The sequence below is a fragment of the Streptomyces apricus genome (assembly GCF_008369065.1).
Lineage (GTDB): Bacteria > Actinomycetota > Actinomycetes > Streptomycetales > Streptomycetaceae > Streptomyces > Streptomyces apricus.
Window position 1 is genome coordinate 204,100 of the sequence record NZ_VDFC01000047.1, and the last position, 10,671, is coordinate 214,770.

8 protein-coding genes and 1 pseudogene are annotated in these 10,671 nt (G+C 73.0%); 6 read left to right on the plus strand and 3 right to left on the minus strand.

The features are described 5' to 3' along the window. The first annotated feature begins 81 nt into the window (after nt 1–81). The 5 genes from FGF04_RS27325 to rbsD are packed head-to-tail and all read left to right on the plus strand — an operon-like array spanning nt 82 to nt 6,043. On the plus strand, nt 82–1,149 hold the full coding sequence (locus tag FGF04_RS27325; protein WP_149514009.1) for a LacI family DNA-binding transcriptional regulator: 1,068 nt from the start codon (nt 82–84) through the stop codon (nt 1,147–1,149). After that, nucleotides 1,146–2,729: a sugar ABC transporter ATP-binding protein gene (locus FGF04_RS27330; protein ID WP_149514010.1), complete on the plus strand. Its 1,584-nt coding sequence runs from the start codon at nt 1,146–1,148 to the stop codon at nt 2,727–2,729. The genes FGF04_RS27325 and FGF04_RS27330 overlap by 4 nt, the downstream gene beginning before the upstream one ends. Next, complete coding sequence (locus tag FGF04_RS27335) at nt 2,719–4,698, plus strand: ABC transporter permease/substrate-binding protein (protein ID WP_149514011.1); 1,980 nt, start codon at nt 2,719–2,721, stop codon at nt 4,696–4,698. The genes FGF04_RS27330 and FGF04_RS27335 overlap by 11 nt, the downstream gene beginning before the upstream one ends. A gap of 38 nt (nt 4,699–4,736) precedes the next feature. Further along, on the plus strand, nt 4,737–5,654 hold the full coding sequence (locus FGF04_RS27340) for a ribokinase (RefSeq protein WP_149514012.1): 918 nt from the start codon (nt 4,737–4,739) through the stop codon (nt 5,652–5,654). Further along, complete coding sequence (gene rbsD, locus FGF04_RS27345; protein ID WP_149514013.1) at nt 5,651–6,043, plus strand: D-ribose pyranase; 393 nt, start codon at nt 5,651–5,653, stop codon at nt 6,041–6,043. Before FGF04_RS27340 ends, rbsD begins: the two co-directional genes overlap by 4 nt. A gap of 220 nt (nt 6,044–6,263) precedes the next feature. On the opposite strand, the gene FGF04_RS27350 is transcribed toward rbsD, so the two are convergent. From FGF04_RS27350 to FGF04_RS27360, 3 genes and pseudogenes are all read right to left on the minus strand, one after another. Further along, the gene (locus FGF04_RS27350) at nt 6,264–7,061 is read right to left on the minus strand and encodes a sugar phosphate isomerase/epimerase family protein (RefSeq protein ID WP_149514393.1); all 798 of its coding nucleotides are present in this window, start codon (nt 7,059–7,061) and stop codon (nt 6,264–6,266) included. A 44-nt stretch (nt 7,062–7,105) separates the two neighbouring features. Next, nucleotides 7,106–8,256: pseudogene (locus FGF04_RS27355) on the minus strand (dihydrodipicolinate synthase family protein). Further along, entirely contained in the window at nt 8,253–9,404 is a 1,152-nt protein-coding gene (locus FGF04_RS27360; protein WP_149514014.1) for a Gfo/Idh/MocA family protein, read from the minus strand. The pseudogene FGF04_RS27355 and the gene FGF04_RS27360 overlap by 4 nt, the downstream one beginning before the upstream one ends. Nucleotides 9,405–9,651: 247 nt before the next feature. Here FGF04_RS27360 and FGF04_RS27365 point away from each other — a divergent pair. Then, nucleotides 9,652–10,671: LacI family DNA-binding transcriptional regulator (locus FGF04_RS27365; RefSeq protein WP_149514394.1), on the plus strand; the 1,020-nt coding region annotated here is incomplete at its 3' end.

Sequence of the window (10,671 nt, forward strand, 5' to 3'; positions counted from 1 at the left end):
GGTCTTGTCTCTCGCCGTGTAATCGATTCCAATCTCTCCAGCAGGTTCGTGTAATCGATTCCACAAGGAGGTGGAGCGGTCATGGCGAGCATCAAGGACGTCGCCGCCGAGGCGGGCGTGTCCGTCGCCACGGTGTCGCGCGTCCTGAACGACCACCCGTCGGTCAGCGCGGACGCCCGCGCCCGCGTCCTGGCCGCCGTCGACGCGCTGGGCTACCGCCCCAACGCCGTCGCCCGCTCCCTGCGCACCGACCAGACCCGCACCCTCGGCCTGGTCATCAGCGACGTGCTGAATCCGTACTTCACCGAGCTGGCCCGCTCCGTCGAGGAGGAGGCCCGCGCGCTCGGCTACAGCGTCGTCATCGGCAACGCCGACGAGCGGCCCGACCTCCAGGACCACCACGTCCGCACGCTCCTGGACCGCCGGATCGACGGGCTCCTGGTGTCCCCCACCGACGGCGGCTCGCCGCTGATGCTGGACGCGGCCCGCGCCGGGACCCCGATGGTCTTCGTCGACCGGTGGATACCGGGCGTCGACGTGCCCGTCGTGCGCGCCGACGGACGGAGCGCCGTGCGCGACCTCGTCGCCCATCTGCACGGCCTCGGCCACCGCCGGCTCGCCATCATCGCGGGCCCGGCCGCCACCACCACCGGCAGCGAGCGGGTCGAGGCCTTCCGGGACGCCCTGCGCGCGTACGGGCTCCCGCTGCCCGACGCCTACATCGGGCAGGGCGACTTCCAGGCCGCCAGCGGCCGGCGGGTCACCGAGGAGTTCCTCGACCTGGCCGAGCCGCCCGAGGTCGTCTTCGCGGCCGACAACCTGATGGCGCTGGGCGCCCTGGACGCCGTACGGGCGCGCGGGCTGCGCGTGCCGGACGACATCGCGCTCGCGGCCTTCGACGACATCCCGTGGTTCGTGCACACCGATCCGCCGGTCACCGCCATCGCCCAGCCGACCCCCGAACTGGGCCGCGCCGCCGTACGCGCCGTCGTCGACCGCATCGAGGGGCGGCCCCCGCGGTCGGTGACCCTGGCCGCCACCCTCGTCGTCCGCCGCTCCTGCGGCGAACCGCCCGGCCCGCCCGGCCCGCAAGACCCGTACACCCCGCACACCCCCCACCCGGACGACACGCAGAGGAGCACCCCGTGAGCAGCAGCCCGGACGAGTTGCTGCGTATCGAAGGGATACGCAAGACCTTCCCCGGCGTGGTCGCGCTCGACGGCGTCGACTTCGACCTGCGCCGCGGCGAGGTGCACGTACTGCTCGGTGAGAACGGTGCCGGCAAGAGCACCCTCATCAAGATGCTGTCCGGCGCCTACCGCCCCGACGCCGGGAGGATCACGGTCGACGGCGAGGAGGTCCGCATCCACGGCGCGCAGGACGCCGCGCGCCTCGGGATCGCGACCATCTACCAGGAGTTCAACCTGGTCCCCGACCTCACCGTCGCCGAGAACATCTTCCTGGGCCGCCAGCCGCGCCGCCTCGGGATGATCGACCGGAAGAGGATGGAGGCGGACGCCGCCGCGCTGCTCGACCGGGTGGGCGTCGACGTGTCGCCCCGCGCCCGGGTGCGCGAACTCGGTATCGCCCGCCTGCAGATGGTCGAGATCGCGAAGGCGCTGAGCCTGGACGCCCGCGTCCTGATCATGGACGAGCCGACCGCCGTGCTCACCACCACGGAGGTCGACAAGCTCTTCCGGATCGTGCGCAGGCTGCGCGAGGACGGCGTCGGCATCGTCTTCATCACGCACCACCTGGAGGAGATCGCCGCCCTGGGCGACCGCGTCACGGTCATCCGCGACGGCCGCAGCGTCGGCCAGGTGCCCGCCGCCACGCCCGAGGACGACCTCGTGCGCATGATGGTGGGCCGCTCCATCGAGCAGCAGTACCCACGCGAACGGCCCACCGCCGGCAGCACAGACGGCACCGATGGCCCCGACAGCACCGGGGCCCCTCTGCTCCGCGTCGAAGGGCTCACCAGGGACGGCGTCTTCCACGACGTCGGCTTCGAGGTGCGGGCCGGCGAGGTCGTCGGCATCGCGGGGCTCGTCGGCGCCGGGCGCACCGAGGTCGTCCGGGCGGTCTTCGGGGCCGACCCGTACGACGGCGGATCGGTCGCGGTCGCCGGCGAACGGCTGCCGCGCCACGACGTCAACGCGGCGATGGCCGCCGGGATCGGGCTCGTCCCCGAGGACCGCAAGGGCCAGGGGCTGGTGCTCGACGCCTCCGTCGAGGAGAACCTCGGGCTCGTCACCCTGCGGTCCGCCACCCGCGGCGGGCTCGTGGACCTCAAGGGGCAGCGGACGGCCGCCGCGCGGATCGCCGGGCAGCTGGGCGTGCGGATGGCCGGGCTCGGGCAGCACGTGCGCACGCTCTCCGGCGGCAACCAGCAGAAGGTCGTCATCGGCAAGTGGCTGCTCGCCGACACCAAGGTGCTGATCCTCGACGAGCCGACCCGCGGCATCGACGTGGGCGCCAAGGTCGAGATCTACCAGCTCGTCAACGAACTCACGGCCGCCGGCCGCGCCGTCCTGATGATCTCCAGCGACCTGCCCGAGGTGCTCGGCATGAGCGACCGGGTGCTGGTGATGGCCCAGGGCCGGATCGCCGGCGAGCTGTCCGCCGACGAGGCGACCCAGGACTCCGTGATGGCCCTCGCCGTCAGCACACCCAGTACCACCACTACCACCGACTCCGTTACCGCTGTGGAGGGCTCCCGTGGCCACTGACACGCTCAAGAGCACGACGGGCGCGAGTGGCGCCCCGGGCGGTCGCGCCCCCGGCGGCCTGCGCCGCCTCCTGCTCGACAACGGCGCGCTCACCGCGCTCATCGTCCTCGTCGTCGCGATGTCGGCGCTGTCCGGCGACTTCCTGACGACGGACAACCTGCTCAACATCGGCGTCCAGGCGGCCGTGACCGCCATCCTCGCCTTCGGTGTGACCTTCGTGATCGTCTCGGCGGGCATCGACCTGTCGGTCGGTTCCGTCGCCGCGCTGTCGGCCACCGTCCTGGCCTGGACGGCGACCTCGGAGGGCGTACCGGTCTGGATCGCGGTGATCCTCGCCGTCGCCACCGGCATCGCGTGCGGTCTGGTCAACGGCGTGCTGATCTCGTACGGGAAGCTGCCGCCGTTCATCGCGACGCTGGCCATGCTGTCGGTGGGCCGCGGTCTGTCCCTGGTGATCTCCCAGGGCAGCCCCATCCCCTTCCCCGGCTCGGTCTCGCACCTCGGCGACACCCTCGGCGGCTGGCTGCCCGTGCCGGTCCTCGTGATGATCGCCCTGGGGCTGGTCACCGCCCTGATCCTGGGGCGTACGTACATCGGCCGTTCCATGTACGCGATCGGCGGCAACGAGGAGGCGGCCCGCCTCTCCGGGCTGCGGGTCAAGCGCCAGAAGCTCGTCATCTACGCACTGTCGGGGCTCTTCGCCGCCGCCGCGGGCATCGTGCTCGCCTCCCGGCTCTCCTCCGCGCAGCCGCAGGCCGCCCAGGGGTACGAGCTGGACGCCATCGCCGCGGTCGTCATCGGCGGCGCCTCCCTCGCGGGCGGTACGGGCAAGGCGTCCGGCACGCTGATAGGCGCGCTCATCCTCGCGGTGCTGCGCAACGGACTCAACCTCCTGTCCGTGTCGTCGTTCTGGCAGCAGGTCGTCATCGGTGTCGTCATCGCGCTGGCGGTGCTGCTCGACACGGTGCGCCGCAAGGCGGGGGCCACGCCGGTCAGTTCCGGGGCCGGGGGCGCGGCGGGCCTGAAGGGCAAGGGGCCGCAGGCCGTCAAGTACGGGCTCGCCGTGGTCCTCGTGGCGGCGGTCGTGGGCGGCCTGAGCATCTTCAACAACGGCTCGTCCTCCTCCGCGAACCCGAAGCTCGGCCTGTCCCTCTCCACCCTGAACAACCCCTTCTTCGTGCAGATCAAGGCGGGCGCGCAGGCCGAGGCGAAGCGGCTCGGCGCCGACCTGACCGTCACCGACGCGCAGAACGACGCCTCGCAGCAGGCCAACCAGCTGCAGAACTTCACCAGCGAGGGCGTCGACTCGATCGTCGTCAACCCGGTGGACTCGGACGCGGCGGGCCCCTCGGTGCGCTCCGCGAACAAGTCCGGCATCCCCGTCGTCGGGGTCGACCGCGGCGTCAACAAGGCGGAGACGGCCGCGCTGGTGGCCTCCGACAACGTCGCGGGCGGCAAGCTGGGCGCGAAGGCGCTGGCCGAGAAGCTGGGCGGCAAGGGCAAGATCGTCATCCTGCAGGGCCAGGCCGGCACCTCCGCCAGCCGGGAGCGCGGCGCGGGCTTCGCCGAGGGGCTGAAGGCCTATCCGGGCATCGAGGTCCTCGCCAAGCAGCCCGCCGACTTCGACCGCACCAAGGGGCTCGACGTGATGACGAACCTGCTCCAGGCCCACCCGGACGTGCAGGGCGTCTTCGCCGAGAACGACGAGATGGCGCTCGGCGCGATCAAGGCGCTCGGCTCCAAGGCCGGGAAGTCGGTCCAGGTCATCGGCTTCGACGGCACGCCGGACGGGCTGAAGGCCGTCGAGGACGGCACGCTGTACGCCTCCGTGGCGCAGCAGCCGAAGGAGCTCGGCCGGATCGCCGTGGAGAACGCGCTGCGGGCGGCCGACGGGAAGAAGACCGAGCGGACGGTGAAGGTCCCGGTGAAGGTCGTCACGTCGGAGAACGTGGCCGGCTTCACCGGCTGACCCCGAACGCCGTACCGCGTATCCCTAGGAGACAGTTCATGTTCGAGTACGACCTGCTGGTCGTCGGGTCGGCCAACGCCGATCTGGTCGTCGGTGTCGAGCGGCGGCCGGGCGCCGGGGAGACCGTGCTCGGCTCCGACCTGGCCCTGCACCCCGGCGGCAAGGGCGCCAACCAGGCCGTCGCCGCCGCCCGCCTCGGCGCCCGTACGGCGCTCCTCGCGCGGGTCGGCGACGACGCGCACGGCCGGCTGCTGCTCGACTCGCAGCGGGCGGCCGGGGTCGACACCTCCGGGGTGCTCGTCGGCGGCGCGCCCACCGGGGTCGCGCTGATCACGGTGGACCCGTCTGGCGACAACAGCATCGTGGTGTCGCCGGGCGCGAACGGCCGCCTGACTCCGGAGGACATCCGCGCGGCATCGGCCCTGGTCACGGCCTCCCGCGTGGTCTCGACGCAACTGGAGATCCCGCTGGAGACGGTCGCGGAGGTCGTACGCGGCCTGCGCCCCGGCACCCGTTTCGTGCTGAACCCGTCGCCGCCGCAGCCGTTGCCCGCCGAGGTGCTCGCGGCCTGCGACCCGCTGATCGTGAACGAGCACGAGGCACGCGTGGTGCTCGGCGCCGACGCGGGCGCGACGCCCGAGGAGTGGGCCGGTGCGCTTCTGGCGCTCGGCCCGCGCTCGGTCGTGGTCACCCTGGGCGAGGAGGGCGCGCTGGTCGCCGACGCCTCGGGGCCGGTCCGGGTGCCCGCCGTGCGGGTGGCGGCCGTGGACACCACCGGCGCCGGGGACTCCTTCACCGCGGCGCTGGCCTGGCGGCTGGGCGCCGGGGAGTCCCTCGCGGAGGCGGCGGCGTACGCGGCCCGGGTCGGGGCCGTCGCCGTCACCCGGCAGGGCGCGCAGGCGTCCTTCCCCACCGCCGAAGAGGTCGAAGAGATCGACGAGGTCACCACCGCATGAAGAGGTCCGGAATCCTGAACCGCCACCTGGCGGGCGCCGTCGCCGAACTCGGCCACGGCGACGGCGTGCTGGTCTGCGACGCGGGCATGCCGATCCCGGCGGGCCCGCGGGTCGTGGACCTGGCGTTCCGGGCCGGGGTGCCGTCCTTCGAGGAGGTCCTGGCGGGCCTGCTGGACGAGCTGGTCGTGGAGGGCGCGACGGCGGCGCAGGAGGTGCGCACGGCGAACCCGGCGGCCGCCGCCCTGCTGGCCGGGCACTTCGGGGCCACGCTGGCGCACGTCTCCCACGAGGAGCTGAAGTCGCTCTCGGCCGGCGCCCGTCTGATCGTGCGCACCGGCGAGGCCCGCCCGTACGCGAACGTGCTGCTGCGCTGCGGGGTGTTCTTCTAGGAGCGGGCTTCGACTCCAGCTCCAGCTCTGGCGGAAGCCCGGGAACTATCGAGGGGGCCCGGTCCGTCGACCGGGCCCCCTCGGCCCCTCCCCCATATCAAGACCCCCCAGATCCCCTCCAGAAGTCCTGATGCCACGTACGACCCGCGAGGTGGGGGGAGGGTTGCACGGATTCCCGAGGTTTTTTTCGAGGTTCACCCGAGCGGGTTCCGTGCCCCGGTCAGACCGCGTGTGCGAGGAAGCGGGCCACCGTTTCCGCGAGGACCTCGCGGCCGTCGCGGGACCACAGGGCGTCGTTGAACAGTTCGACCTCGACGGGGCCGGTGTAGCCCGCCGCTTCGACGTACCCCCGCCACGCGCGCAGGTCGACCGCGCCGTCGCCGAGCTGGCCGCGGCCGTTGAGGACGCCCTCGGGCAGCGGGGTCGTCCAGTCGGCGAGCTGGAAGGTGTGGATGCGGCCCGCGGCGCCCGCGCGGGCGACCTCCGCGGGGGCCCGGTCGTCCCACCAGAGGTGGTACGTGTCGACGGCGACGCCGACCTGGTGCGCGGGGAAGCGCTCCGCGAGGTCCAGGGCCTGGGTGAGCGTGGAGACCACGCAGCGGTCCGAGGCGAACATCGGGTGGAGCGGTTCGACGGCGAGGCGTACACCCCGTTCCTCCGCGTACGGGCCCAGTTCGGCCAGGGCGTCCGCGATCCGTTCCCGGGCGCCGTGGAGGTCCTTGGAGCCCGCCGGGAGGCCGCCGGAGACCAGGACGAGCGTGTCGGTGCCGAGGGTGGCCGCCTCGTCGACCGCCAGGCGGTTGTCGTCGAGGGCCCGCGCGCGCCCTGCCGGGTCGACGGCGGTGAGGAAACCGCCCCGGCAGAGCGTGGTGACGTTCAGGCCCGCCTCCCGGACCAGCTTGGCCGTCCGCGCCAGGCCGTACTCCTGGACCGGGGCCCGCCAGAGCCCGACCGCGGGCACGCCCGACTCCCGGCAGGCGTCGACCAGTTCGGGCATCGACAGCTGCTTCACCGTCATCTGGTTGATGCTGAAGCGGGAGAGGTCCGCGGCAGGGCTCGGGCTCACTGGTCGACTCCGTACAGGGAGAGCAGGTTCTTCATACGGGACTCGGCGAGCGCCGGGTCGGGGAACAGGCCGAGGCCGTCGGCGAGTTCGTAGGCGCGGGCCAGGTGCGGCAGCGAGCGGGCCGACTGGAGGCCGCCGACCATTGTGAAGTGCGCCTGGTGGCCCGCGAGCCAGGCCAGGAACACCACGCCCGTCTTGTAGAAGCGGGTGGGGGTCTGGAACAGGTGGCGGGAGAGGTCGACGGTGGGGTCGAGGAGTTCGCGGAAGCCCCGTACGTCACCGGTGTCCAGGGTCCGTACGGCCTCGGCCGCCAGCGGGCCCAGTGGGTCGAAGATGCCGAGCAGGGCGTGGCTGAAGCCCTGGTCGTCGCCCGCGATCAGCTCGGGGTAGTTGAAGTCGTCGCCGGTGTAGCAGCGCACTCCCTGCGGGAGCTTGCGGCGCAGGTCGATCTCGCGCCGGGCGTCCAGCAGCGAGACCTTGATGCCGTCGACCTTGTCGGGGTGGGCGGCGATGACCTCCAGGAAGGTTCCGGTGGCGGCGTCCAGGTCGGTGCTGCCCCAGTAGCCCTCCAGGGCGGGATCGAACATCGGGCCCAGCCAGTGCAGGATCACCGGTTCGGCGGCCTGGCGCAGCAGGTGGCCGTAGACCTCCAGGTAGTCCTCGGGTCCCTCGGCGACGGCGGCCAGGGCGCGCGAGGCCATCAGGATCGCCCGCGAGCCGGACTCCTCGACGAGGACCAGCTGCTCCTCGTACGCGGCCCGCACCTCGTCCAAGTCGTGGGGGCGGCCGGTCCCGGTGGGTGGCAGCTGGTCGGTGCCGACGCCGCACGCGATCAGGCCGCCGACCGCCTTCGCCTCCGCCGAGGAGCGGCGGATCAGCTCGGCCGCGCCCGCCCAGTCGAGGCCCATCCCCCGCTGCGCCGTATCCATCGCCTCGGCGACGCCGAGCCCGTGGGACCACAGGTGGCGGCGGAAGGCGAGGGTGGCGTCCCAGTCGACGGCGGCGGGCGAGTCGGGGGTGGTGTCGGCGTACGGGTCGGCGACCACGTGCGCCGCCGAGTAGACCGTGCGGGAGGAGAAGGGGGCGGGGTGGTGCGGGGGCGGTAGGTGCGCAGGCCGCCGCCGGCGCCGGGGAGTTCGATGGTCACAGGGCGATCTCCGGGACGTCGAGGCGGCGGCCCTCGGCGGAGGACCTCAGGCCCAGCTCGGCGAGCTGGACGCCGCGGGCGCCGGCCAGCAGGTCCCAGTGGTAGGGGGCGTCGGCGTAGACGTGCTTGAGGAAGAGCTCCCACTGGGCCTTGAAGCCGTTGTCGAACGCGGTGTTGTCCGGCACCTCCTGCCACTGGTCGCGGAAGGCCTCGGTGGCGGGGACGTCCGGGTCCCAGACCGGCTTGGGGGTCGCGGACCGGTGCTGGACGCGGCAGGTGCGCAGGCCCGCGACCGCGGAGCCCTCGGTGCCGTCGACCTGGAACTCGACGAGTTCGTCGCGATTCACGCGTACCGTCCAGGAGGAGTTGATCTGGGCGATCGCGCCGCCGTCGAGTTCGAAGATGCCGTAGGCGGCGTCGTCGGCGGTGGCGTCGTAGGGCTTGCCGCGCTCGTCCCAGCGCTGGGGGACGTGCGTCGCGGTGAGCGCCTGCACCGACGTCACCCGGCCGAACAGCTCGTGCAGCACGTACTCCCAGTGCGGGAACATGTCGACGACGATGCCGCCGCCGTCCTCGGCCCGGTAGTTCCACGAGGGGCGCTGGGCGGACTGCCAGTCGCCCTCGAAGACCCAGTAGCCGAACTCGCCCCGGACGGACAGGACGCGGCCGAAGAAGCCGCCGTCGATCAGCCTCTTGAGCTTGAGCAGGCCGGGCAGGAAGAGCTTGTCCTGGACGACGCCGTGCTTGATGCCGGCCTCGTTCGCCAGCCGGGCCAGCCGCAGGGCGCCGTCGAGGCCGGTCGCGGTGGGCTTCTCGGTGTAGAGGTGCTTGCCGGCGGCGATCGCCTTGGTGAGCGCCTCCTCGCGGGCGGAGGTGACCTGGGCGTCGAAGTAGACGTCGACGGCGGGGTCCGCGAGGACGGCGTCGAGGTCGGTGGACCAGTGCTCGATGCCGTGCCGGTCCGCGAGCGCCTTGAGGGCGTGCTCGCGGCGGCCGACGAGGACCGGTTCGGGCCACAGCACGGTGCCGTCGCCGAGGTCGAGGCCGCCCTGTTCGCGCAGGGCGAGGATCGAGCGGACGAGGTGCTGGCGGTGGCCCATGCGTCCCGTCACGCCGTTCATGGCGATGCGCACCGTCTTGCGTGTCACGTCATTCCCTCCGTACGCGTCCGGCGCCGCGTACGCCCCTCCGGTGCACCTCGGTTACTGGTGAGTGGGGCAGCAAGCGCTTTCTATGTCCCTGCAAGCTAGCCTCTGTGAAGCGGATCGGACAAGGGCGTGGGGGTGGCGAGTTGTTCGAGGGGGTCCGTTTTGTGGTGGGCCGCGACAGCGGGCCGCCGCAGGAGTAGTACGGCTCTGAGGACGAGGACGAGATGCGCGACCGGAGGACGACGAGATGACGGTGACCCTGGCGGACGTGGCGGTCCGCGCCCAGGTCTCGCCCGCGACGGTGTCGCGCGTGCTGAACGGGAACTACCCCGTGGCGGCCTCCACCCGGGAACGGGTGCTGCGGGCCGTGGACGAGCTCGACTACGTGCTGAACGGCCCCGCGAGCGCCCTCGCGGCCGCCACCTCCGACCTGGTCGGCATCCTGGYCAACGACATCGCCGACCCGTTCTTCGGGATCATGGCCGGGGCGATCCAGTCCGAGATCGGCGGCCCGGGGGGCCGCGCGGGCGGCGAACGGCTCGCCGTGGTCTGCAACACCGGCGGCTCCGCGGAGCGCGAACTCACGTACCTCACGCTGCTGCAGCGCCAGCGCGCCGCGGCAGTGGTGCTGACGGGCGGGGCCGTGGAGAACACCGCACACGCGGCGGCCGTCGCGACGAAGCTGCGCAAGCTGGCGGCGGCCGGGACACGGGTGGTGCTGTGCGGACGCCCGCCGGCGCCGGCCGACACCGACGCCGTGGCGCTCACCTTCGACAACCGCGGTGGCGGACAGCGGCTGACCGAGCACCTGATCGGGCTCGGGCACCGGCGGATGGGGTACATCGCGGGGCCCGAGGAGCGGACGACCACGCGGCACCGGCTGGAGGGGCACCGGGCCGCGCTCGCCGCGCACGGAATCGAGGACGACCCCGCCCGTACGGTGCACGGCCGGTACGACCGGGGCTCCGGGTACGAGGCGACGCTCGAACTGCTGCGGCGGGACCCGGGGTTGACGGCCGTGGTCGCCGCCAACGACACGGTCGCGCTGGGGGCGTGCGCGGCGCTGCGCGACTCGGGGCTGCGGATTCCCGAGGACGTGTCGGTCGTCGGCTTCGACGACCTGCCGTTCAGCGCGGACGCCGTGCCGGCGCTGACGACCGTACGGCTGCCGCTGGCCGCCGCGGGGGCGCGGGCGGGACGGATCGCGATGGGGCGGGAGGAGGTTCCGCCCGGGGGGATCGCGACGATTCTGGGAGAACTGATGGTG

Bases quoted from the DNA above. Each gene is read 5' to 3' on its own strand.
- FGF04_RS27325 (WP_149514009.1), top strand. From the start codon at position 82: ATGGCGAGCATCAAGGACGTCGCCGCCGAGGCGGGCGTGTCCGTCGCC.
- FGF04_RS27340 (WP_149514012.1), top strand. From the start codon at position 4,737: ATGTTCGAGTACGACCTGCTGGTCGTCGGGTCGGCCAACGCCGATCTG.
- rbsD (WP_149514013.1), top strand. From the start codon at position 5,651: ATGAAGAGGTCCGGAATCCTGAACCGCCACCTGGCGGGCGCCGTCGCC.
- FGF04_RS27350 (WP_149514393.1), bottom strand. From the start codon at position 7,061: ATGACGGTGAAGCAGCTGTCGATGCCCGAACTGGTCGACGCCTGCCGG.